The sequence below is a fragment of the Pantoea sp. SGAir0184 genome, from assembly GCF_043544755.1.
Window position 1 is genome coordinate 3,493,219 of record NZ_CP028050.1, and the last position, 19,122, is coordinate 3,512,340.

Here is a 19,122-nt window from a genome sequence, read left to right on the forward strand (position 1 = left end):
AATGAAAAGCTTATACCAGAAGTTATTTGATGCACATGTCGTTCACGAAGCGCCAGACGAAACGCCGTTACTGTATATCGATCGTCACCTGATTCACGAAGTCACCTCGCCGCAGGCGTTTGACGGTCTGCGTGCGCACGGCCGCAAAGTGCGCCAGCCGTCGAAGACCTTTGCCACCATGGACCACAACGTTTCCACCCAGACCAAAGACATCAACGCCTCGGGTGAAATGGCGCGTATCCAGATGCAGGAGCTGATGAAGAACTGTGCTGAGTTCGGCATTCAGCTGTATGACCTGAACCACCCGTTCCAGGGCATTGTGCACGTGATCGGTCCTGAGCAGGGCATGACGCTGCCGGGCATGACCATCGTTTGCGGCGACTCGCACACCGCCACGCACGGCGCCTTCGGTTCCCTGGCGTTCGGTATCGGCACCTCCGAAGTGGAGCACGTGTTCGCCACCCAGACCCTGAAACAGGGCCGGGCGAAAACCATGAAGATTGAAGTGCTGGGCGAAGCTGCGCCGGGCATCACCGCCAAAGACATCGTACTGGCGATCATCGGTAAAACCGGCAGCGCCGGCGGCACCGGTCACGTGGTTGAATTCTGTGGCCCGGCGATTGAAGCGCTGAGCATGGAAGGCCGCATGACGCTGTGCAACATGGCGATTGAGATGGGCGCCAAAGCGGGACTGGTGGCACCGGATGACACCACGTTTGCCTATCTGAAAGACAAGCAGTTTGCGCCGAAGGGCGAGCAGTGGGAACAGGCGGTGGCTTACTGGCGCACCCTGAAGTCCGACAGCGACGCGAAGTTTGACGCCGTTGTGACCCTGAATGCTGCCGATATCGCGCCGCAGGTCACCTGGGGCACCAATCCGGGCCAGGTGATGGCCGTGGATCAGGCCATCCCGAATCCGGCCTCGTTTGCCGATCCGGTTGAACGTGCTTCCGCCGAGAAAGCGCTGGCCTATATGGATCTGCAGCCGGGCATCAAACTGACTGAGGTAGCGATCGATAAAGTGTTTATCGGTTCCTGCACCAACTCACGTATCGAAGATCTGCGCGCGGCTGCCGCGATCGCCAAAGGCCGCAAAGTGGCGCCGGGCGTAGTTGCGATGGTGGTGCCGGGTTCTGGTCCGGTGAAAGCGCAGGCTGAAGCCGAAGGCCTGGACAAAATCTTCCTCGAAGCCGGTTTTGAATGGCGTCTGCCGGGCTGTTCGATGTGCCTGGCGATGAACAACGATCGTCTGAATCCGGGCGAGCGCTGTGCCTCAACCAGTAACCGTAACTTTGAAGGTCGCCAGGGTCGCGGCGGTCGCACCCATCTGGTGAGCCCGGCGATGGCTGCTGCGGCGGCGGTAACCGGTCGTTTTGCCGACATTCGTGAATTGACTCAGGGAGCTTAAGCCATGGCGAACAAATTTACCCAACACACCGGGATTGTGGCCCCACTGGATGCCGCAAACGTCGACACCGATGCCATCATCCCGAAGCAGTTTTTGCAGAAAGTGACGCGCACCGGCTTTGGCGCGCACCTGTTCCACGACTGGCGTTTTGATGATGATGCCGGCACCCAGCCGACCGCCAGCTTCGTGCTGAATAAGCCGGAGTTCAAAGGCACCAGCATCCTGCTGGCGCGCGAGAACTTTGGCTGCGGCTCCTCGCGTGAACACGCGCCGTGGGCGCTGACCGACTTCGGTTTTCACGTGGTGATTGCGCCGAGTTTCGCCGACATCTTCTACGGTAACAGCTTCAACAACCAGCTGCTGCCGGTGAAGCTGAGCGAAGAGCAGGTCGATGAAATGTTCAAACTGGTGGCCGCGCAGCCGGGCATCCGCTTCACCGTCGATCTCGAAGCGCAGACCGTCACCGCCGGCGACAAGGTTTATAGCTTTGAAATCGACAGCTTCCGCCGTCACTGCATGATCAACGGCCTCGACAGCATTGGCCTGACGCTGCAGCATGAAGCGTCCATCGCCAGCTACGAATCCAGCCAGCCAGCGTTTCTGCGTTAAGGTTTACCCGGTGCGCAGCAAGGCGCACCCTACAGCAAACGCGTCAGTAATTTGGTCGCCATTGATGGCGACCTTCAATCTCCACACCGCCCTCACCGCGCATCCCGTACCCGCGCCGCCAGCACCAGCGCCACCACCGCCATCACCAGCGCCAGCCAGTACACCGACTCATGACCAAAGCGCTCACTCAGTATCCCCTGGATCAGGCCGGCGATAATCAACCCGGTTGAAATCGAGGTGGTGAACATGGTGGTCGCCGCACCGGCACGGCCCGGCATCAAATCCTGAAACCACAGCATACCTATGCCGGCGATGATGCCGATAAACGCGGCGTTAAATAGCTGCAGCACCATCAGCGCGGTTTGAGAACGGAACAGCACCAGCCCGAGATAAAACACAATCGCTGCCACCAGCGCCAGCAGCATCAGCTTGCGCTTGCCGTAGCGCTTCGCGTAATGGCCGGCCAGCAGCATGATCGGGATCTCCAGCCCGGCGGCTGTGCCCATCAGCAGACCCGCCAGCTTCTCCGGCAGGCCAAGGGTTGCGCTAATATACAGCGGCATATCAATGATATACATGGTATTACACGCCCACATCACCACCGAGGCGATAAACAGCAGCCGCACCTGGCTGTCTTTCCACGGGCTGAGCTGCATCAGCACCTGCTCCGGCGTGGCGGCGATGCGCGGCACCGAGGGCAGCGTGCGCCAGATCAGCAGCATACTCAGCAGAAAAATCACCGCCGCCACGCAGAACAGCGTGATGAAGCCGTAGTTGAGCGCCAGCGCGAACGACAGCGGCGGCCCAATCACCCACGCCAGCGACAGCTGCGCGCGCATCACCGAACTGAACATCACTACTTCACGCGCCGACTGATCGGCATATTCCCGCGCCAGCGCGAAGATCTGCGGAATCGCCACGCTGGCCAGCGCCGACAGCAGCACGCCGAGGGTGATGAGCGTCAGATAGTGACGGTTAAAGGCAAACAGTAGCGCGTTGGCCACCGCCATCAGGCAGCAAAACAGGATCAGATGACGGCGATCGCCACGGTTATCCGAACGCTTCGCCATCAGCAGGCTGATCACGATCCCGGCGACGGCGTTGATGGTAAAGAACAGGCCGACCCAGAACGGCCGCACCTGCACCTCGCGCGTCAAAAACAGGCTGAGCGTCGGCGCCTGTAACGCCCCCGCCACGCCGACCATAAACGACACCGCCATAAAGGAGAGGTAAACCGGATTCAGGCGGCGCGGCCGCGGTAACAGCGATTTCATGCAGAAATCCCTTTGAGGAAAAAGACCGGGAAAAAAACAGCGTAGAAGATTCCACAGCAAAACGAAAAAAGCCAGCAGAGAAAAACTCCGCTGGCGGTGAAATTGCACCCTACTCAGAAAAGGTTCCACGTCGGCGGAACCGCTGGCAGAGCGCCATTCATTGCTGAATGCCTCCCGCTCTTCCATTGCCCGCCAGTATGCCTCTAATATGGGGCAGGAAAAACTGAGCGAAGTCGAGAAGGAGTTCCCCTTTTATGTCCTCTGCGCGTCTGCAACAGCAGTTCATTCGCCTGTGGCAACACTGTCAGGGCCAGGATCAGGAAACCACGCTGAGCGAGCTGGCTGAACTGCTGCACTGCTCACGCCGCCACATGCGTAACCTGCTGAACGCCATGCAGGCGGCGGGCTGGCTGATCTGGCAGGCTGAAGCCGGTCGCGGTAAACGCTCGCTGCTGAGTTTCTGCTACACCGGACTGGCGCTACAGCAGCAGCGCGCCGAAGACCTGCTGGAGCATGATCGCATCGACCAGCTGGTGCAACTGGTGGGCGATAAAAACCAGGTGCGGCAGATGATTGCCGCGCACCTTGGCCGCAGCTTTCGCCAGGGCAAGCATATATTGCGCGTGCTCTACTACCGGCCCCTGCCTAACCTGCTGCCCGGCTCGCCGCTGCGCCGTTCAGAAACCCATCTGGCGCGACAGATATTCAGCGGCCTGACGCGTATAAATGAGGAAAAGGGGGAAATCGCCGCCGACATTGCCCATCACTGGCAGCAAACCTCTCCGCTGCACTGGCGCTTCTTCCTGCGGCCGGCAATCCGCTTTCATCATGGTCGCGAGCTGGAGATGGAGGATGTCATCGCCTCGCTGGAGCGGGTGCGCAGCCAGCCGCTGTTTTCGCACATCGACCAACTGCACTCGCCGGCGCCGTGGACGCTGGATATCCATCTCAGCCAGCCGGACTGCTGGCTGCCGTGGCTGCTGGCCAGCGTCAGCGCCATGATTCTGCCGCGTGAGTGGCCGACGCTGCGCCACTTCGCCCGTCAGCCCATTGGCACCGGTCCGTACAGCGTGGTGCGCAATCAGCAAACCCAGCTGAAAATCGCCGCGTTTGATGACTACTTCGGCTACCGCGCGCTGATTGATGATGTCTCGATCTGGGTGCTGCCGGAGATCAGCGATGAGCTGGTCTACGCCGGTGTAAAACTGGAAGGCGAAAACGACGACGAAAAATCGGAAGAGAGTCGCCTCGAAGAGGGCTGCTATTTTCTTTTGTTCGATCAGCGCTCTGAACGCGGGCGCGATGCCGGTTTCCGCCGCTGGGTGAGCGATCTGCTTAACCCTATCGCGCTGCTCAATCATGCCGGCGTCGGCTATCAGCGATACTGGTTCCCGGCTTATGGCCTGCTGCCGCGCTGGCACCATCGGCGCGATATCACCCCAGCCCACAAGCCCGACGGCGTGACCCAGCTGACGCTCAGCTGGTACAGCCACCACGTCGAACACGAGGGCATCGCCAATGCGCTGCGGCCACTGCTGGCGCAGCAGGGCGTTGAGCTGATTACCCGTGAAGTGAGCTACGAAAGCTGGTTCGACGGCGCGGGCGAGAGTGACATCTGGCTGGGCAGCGTCAACTTTACCCTGCCGCTCGACTACGCCCTGTTCGCTCAGCTCTACGAGCTACCGCTGATGCATCACTGTATCCCGCTCGACTGGCAGGCCGACGCCGCGCGCTGGCGAGAGAAAGCGCTGCCGCTGGCGGAGTGGAGCAAACAGCTGGTAAACAGCGACTATCTGCATCCGCTGTTTCATCACTGGCTGCTGCTGGAGGGCCAGCGCAGCATGCGTGGCGTGCGGCTGAACACGCTCGGCTGGTTTGACTTCAAGTCTGCCTGGTTCGCCCCGCCGGAGCTGTAAAAAGGGCAGCATCGGACAACACGACCGGCAGGTGAACCTTTCGCGTTGTCCTGTAAATGTCTAGAATATGTCGTTCTCAACGGGGTGCCGGTTAACTGGCTGAGAGAGACCCGTCGAACCTGATCCGGCTCGTACCGGCGTAGGGATTTGAGATGCTCCGCCCTCAGATCCTTTGCGACGCAACCTTACCTTCTCCTTAAGGAACGCAAAGTGTTAAATAAAGTTCTGCCCCTGTTGCTGCTGATCGCTGCGCCAGCTCTGGCGGCCAAACCCGTCCTCACCGTGTATACCTACGACTCGTTCGCCGCCGACTGGGGCCCCGGTCCGGCAGTGAAAAAAGCCTTTGAGGCCCGCTGCGGCTGTGAGCTGAACTATGTGGCGCTGGAGGATGGCGTATCGCTGCTTAATCGCCTGCGTATGGAAGGAAAGAACAGCAAGGCCGACGTGGTACTGGGGCTGGACAATAACCTGATTCAGGCGGCGGAAAAAACCGGCCTGTTCAGCAAAAGCACGGTGGATACCCGCGGGCTACAACTGCCGGACGGCTGGAACAATGACACTTTTATCCCGTTTGATTACGGCTACTTCGCGTTCGTTTATGACAAAAACAAGCTGAAGAATCCGCCGCACAGCCTGAAGGAGCTGGTCGAAAGCCCGAAAAAATGGCGGGTGATTTATGAAGATCCGCGCACCAGCACGCCGGGACTCGGTCTGCTGCTGTGGATGCAGAAAGTGTACGGCGATGACGCGCCGGCGGCCTGGCAGAAGCTGGCCAGCAAAACCGTGACCGTCACCAAAGGCTGGAGCGAAGCTTATGGTCTGTTCCTCAAAGGCGAAAGCGATCTGGTACTGAGCTACACCACCTCGCCGGCTTATCACCTTATTGAAGAAAAAAAGGATAACTACGCCGCCGCGCCGTTCAGCGAAGGTCACTATCTGCAGGTAGAAGTGGGCGCGCAGCTCGCCAGCAGCAAACAGCCGCAGCTGGCGCAGCAATTCATGCAGTTTATGGTGTCGCCAGCGTTTCAGAGCACCATTCCCACCGGCAACTGGATGTATCCGGTGATCAAAAGCGATTTACCCGCCGGTTATCAGGCGTTACCGGTGCCCGCGAATGCGCTGCAATACACCCCGACAGAGGTGGCCGACCATCGCGCGGCGTGGATTAGCGCGTGGCAGCGCGCCGTCAGCCGCTGATGCCCGGCTGGCTGCTGCCCGGAGCGCTTAGCGCACTGCTATTGTGTGCGGTCGCGCTGCTGGCGCTCGGTGCCCTGCTGCTCGCCGCGCCGGCCACCGACTGGCGCGCGCTGCTCAGCGATAGCTATCTGCACCATGTGCTGGCGTTCTCCTTTGAACAGGCGCTGCTGTCAGCGCTGCTTTCGGTGCTGCCAGCCATTCTGCTGGCCCGCGCGCTCTATCGCCGCCGTTTTACCGGCCGCACCCTGCTGCTGCGCCTGTGCGCCATGACGCTGGTGCTGCCGGTGCTGGTCGCCGTATTCGGTCTGCTGAGCGTCTATGGGCGCAGCGGCTGGCTGGCGCAGCTGTGCGCTGCCGTCGGTATCGACTATCACTTCTCGCCTTACGGCCTGCAGGGCATTTTGCTGGCGCACGTGTTCTTTAATCTGCCGCTGGCGACGCGCATGCTGCTGCAGGCGCTGGAGAGCATTCCCGGCGAGCAGCGCCAGCTGGCGGCGCAGCTCGGTCTGCGCGGCTGGTCGCTGTTTCGCCTGCTGGAGTGGCCGTGGCTGCGGCGTCCGCTGCTGCCAACGGCGGCGCTGATCTTTATGCTGTGCTTCGCCAGTTTTGCCACCGTGCTGGCACTGGGTGGCGGTCCGCAGGCTACCACGCTGGAGCTGGCCATTTATCAGGCACTTAGCTTTGATTACGATCCCGGCCGCGCCGCGCTGCTGGCATTGTTGCAGCTTGGCTGCTGTCTGCTGCTGGTGCTGCTCAGTCAGCGCTTCAGTAAAGCGATTCCGGCCGGTAGCCAGACGGTGCGCGGCTGGCGCGATCCGCAGGATTCCTGGCGCGCACGCGTCGCGGATACGCTGCTGATTACGCTGGCGCTGCTGTTACTGCTGCCACCGCTGGCGGCGGTGCTGGTCGACGGCTTACGCGGCGGCATTGCCGGCGCGCTGCAACAGCCCGCGCTGTGGCAGGCGACGTGGACGTCGCTGCGCATCGCACTCGGTGCCGGTGTGCTGTGCGTGCTGCTGACCATGATGCTGCTGTGGAGCAGCCGCGAACTGCGTCAGCGCCAGCATCGCTGTGCCGCGCAGGCGATGGAACTGAGCGGGATGCTGATTCTGGCAATGCCGGGCATTGTGCTGGCGAGTGGGTTCTTCCTGCTGTTCAACGCCACCGTTGGCCTGCCGCAGCGCGCCGATGCGCTGGTGATCTTCACCAACGCGCTGATCGCCATCCCCTACGCGATGAAAGTGCTGGAAAATCCGATGCGCGACCTCAGCGCGCGCTACGCTCAGCTGTGCGCCTCGCTGGGTATTAGCGGGTTTACTCGCCTGCGGCTGATTGAACTGCGGGCGCTGAAACGTCCGCTGGCACAGGCGCTGGCCTTTGCCTGCGTGCTGTCGATTGGCGATTTCGGCGTGGTGGCGCTGTTCGGCAGCGCCGATTTCCGCACCCTGCCGTTTTATCTGTTCCAGCAGATTGGCGCCTATCGCGGTGCCGATGGCGCGGTGACCGCGCTGCTACTGCTGCTGTTATGCCTGCTGCTGTTTACGCTGATGGAAAAATTACCGGGTCGCCATGCTGACACTGAATAACCTTACTTATCTCTACCAGCATCTGCCGATGCGCTTCAGCTTTAGCGCACAGGCCGGTGAACGTCTCGCCATTCTCGGCCCGAGCGGCGCGGGCAAAAGTACCCTGCTGAGCCTGCTCGGCGGCTTTCTGCCGGTGAGCCAGGGCAGCCTGCTGATCGATGGCGTCGACCACACCCGCAGCGTGCCTGCCGCGCGGCCGGTATCGATGCTGTTTCAGGAGAACAATCTGTTTCCGCACCTGACGGTGCAGCAAAATCTGGGGCTGGGCCTGCATCCCGGCCTGAAGCTGACGCGCCAACAGCAGAAGCAGGTAGAGCAGATTGCGGCGCAAACCGGGCTGGAATCGATGCTGACGCGTCTGCCCGGCCAGCTCTCCGGCGGCCAGCGGCAGCGTGTGGCGCTGGCGCGCTGCCTGCTGCGCAATCAGCCGGTGCTGCTGCTCGACGAACCGTTTTCGGCACTCGATCCGGCGCTGCGCAGTGAGATGCTGCAGCTGGTGCGCGCGGTGTGCGAGGCGCGCGCTATTACGCTGCTGATGGTGTCACACAGTCTGGAAGATGCGCAGCAGATTGCGTCACGCAGCCTGGTGATTGTTGACGGTCGGGTGTACTGGGATGGCAGCACCGCCAGCCTGCTGCGCGGTGAAAGCCCGGCGGCCGCCATCCTTGGCGTTCAGCCGCGTTAAGCGAAGAACACTTTCCACAGCAGCTGCAGAAAAATCGGCATCATCGGGTGGAACAGCAGCGCAATAAAGGCACCGACGCCGATGAGCGCCATCAGCGGAGCCAGCCAGCGCAGCCGCGCCAGTGGCAGATAAGGCGTGGCCCAGTCGACGCTTTTGCCGCTGCGCCACCAGCGCCACAGCAGCCAGCCGCCGATCCACAGCAGCAGCGCCACCGCCAGCAGCAGCCATTTGAAGCTGTCGCCCTGCGCCGCCTGCGGCACGTCGATCGCCACGCCCGCCAGAATGCCCGGCATCAGGTAAGCCGGCGGCCACAGGATGCAGCCGATAATGTTCGGCGGCAGAAATTTACGCACCGGCAGCTCCAGCATGCCGGCCGCCAGCGGAATCAGCGGACGCGTCGGTCCGACAAAGCGCCCCACGAGGATGGTGAACATGCTGTGCTGATGCAGCGCGTGCTCGGTTTTATCCAGCAGCCCTTTGTATTTTTGCAGGTATTTCCAGCGGTGCAGCGGTCCCTGGAATTTCCAGCCAATGCCGTACGACACCCAGTCGCCAATCAGACAGCCGGCCAGCCCGGCGGCCCACGCCGGATAGAGCCCGATTTGTCCGCTGCCCACCAGCGCGCCGAGGCTGGCCATCAGGACCGTTCCCGGCAGCAGCAGGCCGACAAACGCCAGCGACTCAAGAAAGGTCACCAGCGCCACGGCAATCAGCGCGTACTCCAGCGATTGCGTAAACAGGTGTTGGATCCAGGCTTCCATAACTATCCTCTGCGGAATATAGAGGCTGGATTGTCCTGAGACAGCCCCACAGCGTCAAGCAATTCCCCGCGCTGCCGCACGCCCGCGCCGCGCAGACGACGGCACCACCGGCAGTACACTGTATAAACATCCATGATATACTGAAATGAATTCATTCTCCGGAGTTAACGTGACCGAACCGCGCGCAGGATTTTTGCTGACTCGCCACTGGCGGGATACCCCGACCGGCAGCGAAGTAGTGCTGTGGCTGGCCACCGACCAGGGCCCGCAGCGCCTGGTGCTGCCTGCGCAGGAGTCGGTGGCGTTTATTCCCCGGGAGTTCCAGGCGCAAACCGAAGCGCTGATTCGCGACGAGCGCCATACGCGCCTGCAACCGCTGGATCTGAAAGATTTCCGGCGCCGACCGGTGCTGGGACTCTATTGCCGCAGCCACCGACAGCTGCAAAGCATCGAAAAACGCCTGCGTGAAAACGGCATTGCGGTTTATGAAGCAGATATCCGCCCGCCGGAACGCTACCTGATGGAGCGCTTTATCACGGCACCGGTGTGGTTCAGCGGCGAGCCGCGCGGCGACAGCCTCGTCAACGCGCGCCTCAAGCCGCATCCCGATTACCGTCCGCAGCTGAAATGGGTGTCGCTCGACATCGAAACCACCGAGCACGGCGAGCTGTACTGCATCGGGCTGGAGGGCTGCGGCCAGCGCCAGGTGTATATGCTCGGCCCGCCGAACGGTGATGCCAGCCAGCTGGATTTTGAGCTGATCTACCTCGACAGCCGGCCACAGCTGCTGGAGCAGCTTAACGCCTGGTTCGCCCGTCACGATCCCGATGTCATCATCGGCTGGAACGTGGTGCAGTTCGACCTGCGCGTGCTGCAAAAACATGCCGACCGCTACGGTATTCCGCTGCGTCTTGGCCGTCAGCAGCAGCCGCTGGAGTGGCGCGAGCACGGCTTTAAGCCCGGCGTGTTCTTCGCTCAGGCCAGCGGCCGGCTGGTGATTGACGGTATCGAGGCGCTGAAATCGGCGTTCTGGGACTTCGCCTCATTTAGCCTGGAGGCGGTGTCGCGCGAGCTGCTGGGCGAAGGCAAAGCCATCAACAATCCGTGGCAGCGCATGGAAGAGATCAACTGGCGCTTTGCCCACGACAAACCGGCGCTGGCCACCTACAACCTGAAGGATTGCGAGCTGGTTACGCGTATTTTCCAGCACACCGCCATCATGCCGTTTTTGCTGGAGCGCGCCACCGTCAATGGCCTGGCGGTGGATCGCCACGGCGGATCGGTGGCGGCGTTCAGCCACCTGTATATTCCGCGAATGCACCGCGCCGGCTTTGTCGCGCCCAATCTCGGCGAAGTGGCACCGGAAGCCAGCCCTGGCGGCTACGTGATGGATTCGCGCCCCGGACTGTATGATTCGGTGCTGGTGCTGGATTATAAAAGCCTCTATCCGTCGATCATCCGCACCTTTCTGATCGATCCGGTCGGGCTGGTCGAAGGCCTGGCGCATCCGGACGACGCCGATTCGGTTCCCGGTTTTCGCCACGCGCGCTTTTCGCGCCGCACCCACTGTTTACCGGCGATTGTCGGGCAGATCTGGCAGGGGCGCGAGGCCGCCAAACGCGATGGCAACCAGCCGCTGTCGCAGGCGCTGAAGATCATCATGAACGCTTTTTATGGCGTACTTGGCACCAGCGCCTGTCGCTTTTTCGATCCGCGCCTCGCCTCATCGATCACCCTGCGCGGTCACGCCATCATGCAGCAAACGCGTGAGCTGATTGAAGCCGAAGGTTTTGACGTGATTTACGGTGACACCGATTCTACTTTTGTCTGGCTGAAAAGCGCCCACAGCGAAGCCGATGCCGCCGCGATCGGCCAGCGGCTGGCCGGGCACGTCAATCGCTGGTGGCAACAGCATCTGCAGCAGACTTACGGTCTCGACAGCGCGCTGGAGCTGGAGTATGAAACCCACTTCAGCCGCTTCCTGATGCCAACCATACGCGGGGCCGAACAGGGCAGTAAAAAGCGCTATGCCGGACTGATTCGCCGCGACGGCGACGAACGGCTGGTGTTTAAGGGACTAGAATCGGTGCGCACCGACTGGACGCCGCTGGCGCAGCAGTTCCAGCAGACGCTATATGGCCGCATCTTCCGCGGTGAACCCTGGCAGGATTACATTCGCGACACCGTGGCACAGCTGCTGGCCGGTGAGCTGGACGATCTGCTGGTATATAAAAAGCGCCTGCGCCGGCCGCTGAAAGATTACGAACGCAACGTGCCGCCCCACGTGCGTGCCGCGCGCCTCGCCGATGAACATAACCGTAAACTGCAGCGTCCGCTGCAGTATCAGAACGGCGGATCGATCCGCTACGTCATGGCCACCGCCGGGCCGGAGCCGCTGGAAGCGCGCAGCACGCCGCTGGATTACGATCACTACGTCAGCAAACAGCTGCAGCCGATCGCCGAAGGGATTTTACCGTTTGTCGGCGATGACTTTGCTACACTGATCACCGGGCAACTGGGGCTTTTTTGACAGGTGACGAATGCCCTGCCATCCAGTACCATAGCGCCCTTCCTGATTCTCACCGCGTGCACCAGCTGACCAGATAACTGTCTGGCGGTGGGGTATTGTCTGAGAGCAGGCGAACGTCTTTCTATCTTTTAGAGAATCGAGCAAAAAATATATGGTTTTTACACTGGGTCAACGCTGGATTAGTGATACGGAAAGTGAGCTGGGACTGGGGACAGTCGTGGCGCTGGATACGCGCATGGTCACACTGATGTTTCCCGCCACCGGCGAAAACCGCCTCTATGCCCGTAATGATTCTCCGGTCACCCGCGTGATTTTTAATCCGGGTGATACCGTCACCAGCCACGAAGGCTGGCAGATGCAGGTTGATGAAGTCCGCAACGAAAACGATTTAGTGACTTACATCGGCACGCGTCTTGATACCGACGAAAGCAACGTGGTGCTGCGCGAAGTGATGCTCGACAGCAAACTGGTGTTCAGCAAACCACAGGATCGCCTGTTTGCCGGCCAGCTGGACCGCATGGATCGCTTTGCCCTGCGCTTCCGTGCACGCAAATACCAGAGCGAACAGTATCGCCTGCCGATTAGCGGCCTGCGCGGCATGCGCACCAACCTGATTCCGCACCAGCTGCACATCGCACATGACGTCGGTCGCCGTCACGCACCGCGCGTGCTGCTGGCCGATGAAGTCGGCCTGGGTAAAACCATTGAAGCCGGGATGATTATCCAGCAGCTGCTGCTGGCCGGACGCGCCGAGCGCGTGCTGATCGTGGTGCCGGAAACCCTCCAGCACCAGTGGCTGGTGGAAATGCTGCGCCGCTTCAACCTGCGCTTTGCCCTGTTTGACGACGATCGCTACACCGAAGCGCAGCACGACAGCGACAACCCGTTTGATACCGAGCAGCTGATTATCTGCTCGCTGGATTTTGTCCGCCGCAATAAGCAGCGGCTGGAGCTGCTGGCCGAAGCTGACTGGGACCTGCTGGTGGTCGATGAAGCGCACCATCTGGCGTGGAGCGAAGCCGCGCCGAGCCGCGAATATCAGGTTATCGAACAGCTGGCGGAAAAGACCGCCGGCGTGCTGCTGCTGACCGCGACGCCGGAACAGCTCGGCATGGAGAGCCACTTTGCCCGCCTGCGTCTGCTGGACCCGAATCGTTTCCACGATTTCGCGCAGTTCGTGGCCGAACAGCAGCACTACCGCCCGGTGGCTGACGCCGTCAGTACGCTGCTGGCCGATCACGCCATCAGCAAAGAGGAGATTAACCTGATCAACGACCTGGTCGGCGAGCAGGACATCGAGCCGCTGCTGCAGGTGGCGAACAGCGATCGCGACGGCAAAGACGACGCGCGCAAAGAGCTGATTTCGATGCTGATGGATCGCCACGGCACCAGCCGCGTGCTGTTCCGTAACACGCGTAACGGCGTGAAGGGTTTCCCGAAACGCGAACTGCATCAGATTCGCCTGCCGCTGCCGGCGCAGTATCAGACGGCGATTAAAGTCTCCGGCATTATGGCGGCGCGCAAAACGGCGGAAGAGCGCGCGCGCGACATGCTGTATCCCGAGCAGATTTATCAGGAATTTGAAGGCGACAGCGGCACCTGGTGGAACTTCGACCCGCGCGTTGAGTGGCTGATGGGCTACCTCACCAGCAACCGTAAAGAGAAAGTGCTGGTGATTTGCGCCAAAGCGGCCACTGCGCTGCAGCTGGAGCAGGTGCTGCGCGAGCGTGAAGGCATCCGCGCCGCGGTGTTCCATGAAGGGCTATCGATTATCGAACGCGACCGCGCGGCCGCCTTCTTCGCTTCGCAGGAAGATGGCGCCCAGGTGCTGCTGTGTTCGGAGATCGGCTCGGAAGGGCGTAACTTCCAGTTCGCCAGCCGGCTGGTGATGTTCGATTTACCGTTTAACCCGGATCTGCTCGAGCAGCGTATCGGCCGTCTCGATCGTATCGGCCAGCTGCATGACATCCAGATTCTGGTGCCATGGCTGGAGAAAACCGCCCAGGCGGTGCTGCTGCGCTGGTACCACGAAGGGCTGGACGCGTTTGAGCACACCTGCCCGACCGGCCGCACCATCTACGACAGCGCCTACCCGCAGCTGATTGAGTATCTGGCCGAGCCGGACAACCCGCAGGGGCTGGACGACTTTATCGCCCAGAGCCGCAAACAGCATGATACGCTGAAGGCGCAGCTGGAGCAGGGGCGCGACCGTCTGCTGGAGCTGAACTCGAACGGCGGCGAAGCCGCGCAGGCGCTGGCTGATGCCATCGGCGAGCAGGATAACGACACCGAGCTGGTGAACTTTGCGCTCAACCTGTTTGATATCGTCGGGATCAACCAGGAAGATCGCAGCGATAACCTGATCGTCCTGACGCCGTCGGACCACATGCTGGTGCCGGATTTCCCCGGCCTGCCGGAAGATGGCTGCACCGTAACCTTTAACCGTAACCAGGCGCTGTCACGCGAAGATACCCAGTTCATTACCTGGGAACATCCGCTGATTCGCAACGGTCTCGACCTGATTCTCTCCGGCGATACCGGCAGCTGTGCGCTGTCGCTGCTGAAGAACAAGGCGCTGCCGGTGGGCACGCTGCTGGTAGAGATGATCTATGTGGTCGAAGCACAGGCGCCGAAGCACCTGCAGCTTACCCGCTTCCTGCCGCCCACGCCGGTCCGCCTGCTGATGGATCGCGCCGGAAATAACCTCGCCGGCAAGGTGGAGTTCGAAAGCTTTAACCGTCAGCTCAACGCAGTCAACCGCCATACCGGCAGCAAGCTGGTGAACGCGGTGCAGCAGGATGTGCATCACATCCTGACGCAGGCGGAAAAAGTCATCGTGCCGGAAGCGCAGGCGCTAATTGCGGCGGCCAAAGCCGAAGCCGATGAGAAGCTGAGCGCCGAGCTGTCGCGCCTTGAAGCGCTGAAAGCGGTCAACCCCAACATCCGTGATGATGAGGTTGATGCGCTGGAGAGCAACCGCGAGCAGGTGCTGGCCAGCCTCGGTGAAGCCGGCTGGCGGCTGGATGCGCTGCGTCTGATCGTTGTGACACACCAATAATCGCTGAGGCCGCGCTGAATCATGCTGATGGAACCCTACAATCCGCCGCTCGACCCCTGGCTGCATATTCTGTATCAGGACGAGCACATCATGGTGGTTAACAAGCCAAGCGGTTTGCTGTCGGTGCCCGGCCGCCTTGAGGAGCACAAGGACAGCGTGATGACGCGCATCCAGCGTGATTTTCCGCAGGCGGAGTCAGTGCACCGGCTCGATATGGCTACCAGCGGTGTGATTGTGGTGGCGCTGACCAAGGCGGCTGAGCGCGAGCTGAAGCGGCAGTTTCGCGAGCGCGAGCCCGCGAAGCAGTACGTGGCGCGCGTCTGGGGACATCCGGCGGCGGAAAAGGGCATGATCGATCTGCCGCTGATTTGCGACTGGCCTAACCGGCCGAAGCAGATGGTGAGTGTGGAACTGGGTAAACCGGCGCAGACGGAGTATCAGGTGCTGGCGTATGACGCCGATAACAGCGCGCGGGTGCAGCTGAAGCCGATCACCGGCCGTTCCCACCAGCTGCGCGTGCATCTGCTGGCGCTGGGGCATCCGATTCTCGGCGATCGCTTCTATGCCCATCCCGAGGCGTTAGCCATGGCGCCACGCCTGCAGCTGCACGCCGAATCGCTGACCATTACCCATCCGGCGTTTGGCAACAGCATGACGTTTCGCCAGCCGGCCGATTTTTAAGGGGCCGCCGCCCCTTATTTAAAGCCCTTCTCTTTGCGAATCAGGTCGTACGCGGCCTGAATTTCCTGCGCTTTCTGCTTCGCCATCTCCATCATCTCCGGCGGCAGACCTTTCGCCACCAGCTTATCCGGATGGTGCTCGGCCATCAGCTTGCGGTAAGCGCGCTTGATGGTGGTGCTGTCGTCGCTGCTTTTCACCCCCAGCACGCTGCAGGCATCTTCCAGCGTCGGGCCACGTTTCGCCTGCTGATAAGCGCCGCCGCCGTACGACGAACCGCCACCAAACTGCTGGCCGCCCTCCATCATGCGCAGGAACTGGTCGAACTGCGCGCGGGAAATCCCCAGCTCTTCCGCGATGACGTATAGCACCTGACGCTCGTTGGGATGCAGCGAACCATCAGCAAACGCCGCCTGGATTTGAATTTCCAGAAACATCCGAATCAGGTCGAAACGGCCAAAGCAGGCGCTGCGCAGCTCGCGCAGCTTGTTACGTAACGGATATTCGCTCTGCTTACCTTCACGAAACGCACGCTGTGCCGCGGTACGCGCCTCGCCATGCAACTGCATGCGGTCCATAAATAAAGAGGCAATCTGGATATCCGCTTCGGTGACGCGCCCTTTTGACTTGGTCAGATGGCCCATCACCTGGAACGTGGTGCTGAAGAACAGCGTCTGACGCGCCTGATTATTGGCGAAGTAGCCCTGTCCTTTTACGCTGCGCACTTTGTCAAACAGATGACCAATGATCAGACCCAGTACGATGCCCCAAAAGCCTGCTCCGGAAAGTAAGCCGAGAGCCAGACCAATAACTTTTCCCCAGTAGCGCATAAACTCCTCAATTCGCCATGCTTGCGGCTGAAAATTGCATTATCATACCTGTCATTTATCTCCGCGCCTAACGGCAACGCAGGCAGAGCAGGATTAACACTGGCGCAACGCCGGGCGGTACGTTAGTCTCTGTCCGGATTGTCGGCATGATGCCAGTTTTCATGGAATTATCGAAACCGCGTATGAAAAAACGTATACCTACCCTGCTGGCTACCATGATTGGTGCAGCGCTTTATAGTCAGCATGCACTGGCCGACGATCTGATGTCGCAGTGTATGCTGGGCGTGCCGAGCTACAACCGTCCGCTGGTCAGTGGCGACGCGAATTCGCTGCCGGTAACCATCAACTCTGACTCAGCAAAAGGGAACTATCCGAACGACGCGGTGTTCACCGGTAATGTTGATGTGCAGCAGGGGAACAGCCGTCTGGTTGCCGACGAGATGCAGCTGCATCAGCGTCAGCAGGACGGACAAACGACGCCGGTGCGTACCGTCGATGCGCTGGGTAATGTGCACTATGACGACAACCAGGTCATCCTGAAAGGTCCGAAAGCCTGGTCCAATCTGAACACCAAAGACACCAACGTGTGGAACGGTAATTATCAGATGGTCGGCCGTCAGGGTCGCGGTGATGCTGACCAGATGAAACTGCGCGGTAATAACCGCTATACCATTCTGGAAAACGGCAGCTTTACCTCCTGTCTGCCGGGTTCCAACAGCTGGAGCGTGGTCGGTTCGGAAGTGATTCAGGACCGTGAAGAAGAAGTGGCGGAGATCTGGAATGCGCGCTTCAAGCTCGGCAACGTGCCGGTGTTTTACAGCCCGTATCTGCAGCTGCCGATTGGCGACCGCCGCCGCTCCGGCTTCCTGATCCCCAACGCGAAATACGGCAGCAACAACGGCTTCGAATTCATGCTGCCGTACTACTGGAACATCGCGCCTCAAGCCGATGCCACTATTACGCCGCACTACATGAGCAAGCGCGGTCTGCAATTGCAGAACGAGTTCCGCTACCTGACGCAGTTTGGTGCCGGCCTGTTAGAGCTGGACTATCTGCCGTCTGACAATCAGTACAACAAAGATAAAGCCGCGCGACCGTCGGTGCAGAACGACAGCAACGACGACCGCTGGCTGTTCTACTGGCGTCACTCCGGCGTCTACGATCAGCACTGGCGCTTCAACGCCGACTACACCAAAGTCAGCGATCCTTATTACTTCAACGATCTTGATTCGAAGTACTACAGCTCGACTGACGGCTACGCCACGCAGAAATTCAGCGTAGGCTACGCTGACACCAACTGGGATGCGACGCTGTCCAGCAAAGACTTCCAGGTGTTTGGTAATACCAGCAGCCAGAACGTGTATCGGGCGATGCCGCAGCTGGATGTCAATCTGTACCAGAACGATATCGGGCCGTTTGACGGTCGCATCTATGCGCAGGCGGTGAAGTTCACTAACGTCAGTAACCGAATGCCGGAAGCGACGCGTTTGCACATCGAGCCAACGCTCAACCTGCCGCTGTCCAACGGCTGGGCCAGTCTGGATACCGAGGCAAAGCTGCTGGCGACGCATTACCAGCAGGATAACGTTAACTACTACAACGAAAATATCGATACCACCCGCACCAATCAGCTGAAAGAGTCGGTCAACCGCACCCTGCCGCAGTTCAAGGTAGATGGTCGCCTGGTATTTGACCGCAATATGGACTGGGCCGAAGGCTACACCCAGACGCTGGAACCGCGCGTGCAGTACCTGTATATCCCGTACCGCAACCAGAGCAACATCTATCCGTACGACTCCACGCTGCTGCAGACCGACTACACCGGCCTGTTCCGCGATCGCACCTACAGCGGCCTCGATCGTATCGCTTCGTCTAACGAAGTGGCGACCGGCGTGACCACGCGTATTTATGATAACGATCTGGTTGAACGTTTTAACGTTTCCGTGGGTCAAATCTACTCGTTTACCCCGTCTCGTACCGGCGTAAACCAGACGAATAAAGAAGATGATACCGGTAGCCTGGTGTGGGCGGGTGATACTTACTGGAAAGTCAGCGATCGCTGGGGCGTACGCGGTGGCTTGCAATACGATACGCGGCTGGACAACGTTTCCCAGGGCAATGCCATTGTGGAATACCGTCGTGATGCCGACCGTATGGTGCAGCTGAGCTATCGCTACAGCAGCCCGGAGTATGTGGCGCAGGCGTTGAATAACCCCAGCTATGTCACTAACCCGATCTACAAAAACGGTATTTCGCAGGTGGGCGCCACGGCCAGCTGGCCGATTGCCGATGCCTGGTCGCTGGTGGGGGGTTACTACTATGACACCCGCAACAGCCGTCCGGCCGAGCAGCTAGTCGGTCTGCAGTACAGCTCCTGCTGCTACGCCATTCGTCTGGGTTACGAACGCAAGATCAACGGTTGGGAAAACAACGACAGCAAGTATGACAACCAAATCTCATTCAACATTGAGCTGCGTGGTCTGAGTTCTAACTATGGCTTAGGCACCAATGAAATGCTGCGTCAGGGCATCATCCCTTATCAGCGCGCTTTCTGATGTTGTGATATTTGACAGGCTATCCCGCAGTGCGG

At 60.3% G+C, this 19,122-nt stretch carries 13 protein-coding genes and 1 riboswitch; of the genes, 10 read left to right on the top strand and 3 right to left on the bottom strand.

Going from position 1 to position 19,122, the window contains the following annotated elements; genetic code table 11:
• The first annotated feature begins 1 nt into the window (after position 1).
• Both leuC and leuD read left to right on the top strand, forming a co-directional pair.
• A complete protein-coding gene (gene leuC / locus C1N60_RS16635) occupies positions 2-1,408 on the top strand; it encodes a 3-isopropylmalate dehydratase large subunit (protein ID WP_127833668.1) in 1,407 nt (468 codons plus the stop codon).
• A 3-nt stretch (positions 1,409-1,411) separates the two neighbouring features.
• Positions 1,412-2,017, top strand: a complete 606-nt coding sequence (gene leuD / locus C1N60_RS16640) for a 3-isopropylmalate dehydratase small subunit (protein ID WP_058759635.1) — start codon at positions 1,412-1,414, stop codon at positions 2,015-2,017.
• A gap of 92 nt (positions 2,018-2,109) precedes the next feature.
• Here leuD and C1N60_RS16645 read toward each other — a convergent pair whose 3' ends face one another.
• Complete coding sequence (locus C1N60_RS16645; RefSeq protein WP_394521107.1) at positions 2,110-3,291, bottom strand: MFS transporter; 1,182 nt, start codon at positions 3,289-3,291, stop codon at positions 2,110-2,112.
• A gap of 254 nt (positions 3,292-3,545) precedes the next feature.
• On the opposite strand from C1N60_RS16645, the gene sgrR reads away from it, so the two are divergent.
• The 4 genes from sgrR (at position 3,546) to thiQ (ending at position 8,675) form a co-directional block, all read left to right on the top strand.
• Positions 3,546-5,207 carry an HTH-type transcriptional regulator SgrR gene (sgrR, locus tag C1N60_RS16650; protein ID WP_394521108.1) on the top strand — a complete coding sequence of 554 codons (1,662 nt, stop codon included), beginning with the start codon at positions 3,546-3,548 and terminating at the stop codon, positions 5,205-5,207.
• A gap of 70 nt (positions 5,208-5,277) precedes the next feature.
• Positions 5,278-5,371: riboswitch (TPP riboswitch) on the top strand.
• Between the two features lie 46 nt (positions 5,372-5,417).
• The gene (thiB, locus tag C1N60_RS16655) at positions 5,418-6,404 is read left to right on the top strand and encodes a thiamine ABC transporter substrate binding subunit (RefSeq protein ID WP_394521109.1); all 987 of its coding nucleotides are present in this window, start codon (positions 5,418-5,420) and stop codon (positions 6,402-6,404) included.
• Positions 6,380-7,990 (top strand): thiamine/thiamine pyrophosphate ABC transporter permease ThiP, encoded by a 1,611-nt coding sequence (thiP, locus tag C1N60_RS16660; RefSeq protein ID WP_394521110.1) that lies wholly within the window; start codon positions 6,380-6,382, stop codon positions 7,988-7,990. The genes thiB and thiP overlap by 25 nt, the downstream gene beginning before the upstream one ends.
• On the top strand, positions 7,974-8,675 hold the full coding sequence (gene thiQ, locus C1N60_RS16665; protein WP_394521111.1) for a thiamine ABC transporter ATP-binding protein ThiQ: 702 nt from the start codon (positions 7,974-7,976) through the stop codon (positions 8,673-8,675). The genes thiP and thiQ overlap by 17 nt, the downstream gene beginning before the upstream one ends.
• Here thiQ and C1N60_RS16670 read toward each other — a convergent pair.
• On the bottom strand, positions 8,672-9,436 hold the full coding sequence (locus C1N60_RS16670; RefSeq protein WP_021507580.1) for a DedA family protein: 765 nt from the start codon (positions 9,434-9,436) through the stop codon (positions 8,672-8,674). The genes thiQ and C1N60_RS16670 overlap by 4 nt on opposite strands.
• Before the next feature lie 169 nt (positions 9,437-9,605).
• On the opposite strand from C1N60_RS16670, the gene polB reads away from it, so the two are divergent.
• The 3 genes from polB to rluA all read left to right on the top strand — a co-directional run bounded on the left by polB (position 9,606) and on the right by rluA (position 15,705).
• Positions 9,606-11,966 (top strand): DNA polymerase II, encoded by a 2,361-nt coding sequence (polB, locus tag C1N60_RS16675; protein WP_088517914.1) that lies wholly within the window; start codon positions 9,606-9,608, stop codon positions 11,964-11,966.
• A gap of 151 nt (positions 11,967-12,117) precedes the next feature.
• The gene (gene rapA / locus C1N60_RS16680) at positions 12,118-15,024 is read left to right on the top strand and encodes an RNA polymerase-associated protein RapA (protein ID WP_394521112.1); all 2,907 of its coding nucleotides are present in this window, start codon (positions 12,118-12,120) and stop codon (positions 15,022-15,024) included.
• Positions 15,025-15,045: 21 nt separating this feature from the next.
• The gene (gene rluA, locus C1N60_RS16685) at positions 15,046-15,705 is read left to right on the top strand and encodes a bifunctional tRNA pseudouridine(32) synthase/23S rRNA pseudouridine(746) synthase RluA (protein WP_150059238.1); all 660 of its coding nucleotides are present in this window, start codon (positions 15,046-15,048) and stop codon (positions 15,703-15,705) included.
• Positions 15,706-15,719: 14 nt separating this feature from the next.
• Here the strand turns inward: rluA and djlA are convergent, their stop codons facing one another.
• Entirely contained in the window at positions 15,720-16,532 is an 813-nt protein-coding gene (gene djlA / locus C1N60_RS16690; RefSeq protein WP_021312869.1) for a co-chaperone DjlA, read from the bottom strand.
• A 182-nt stretch (positions 16,533-16,714) separates the two neighbouring features.
• Here djlA and lptD point away from each other — a divergent pair, with 182 nt between their 5' ends.
• Positions 16,715-19,087, top strand: coding sequence for an LPS assembly protein LptD (gene lptD, locus C1N60_RS16695; protein WP_230857095.1), 2,373 nt, complete (start codon positions 16,715-16,717; stop codon positions 19,085-19,087).
• The last annotated feature ends 35 nt before the right edge of the window (positions 19,088-19,122 follow it).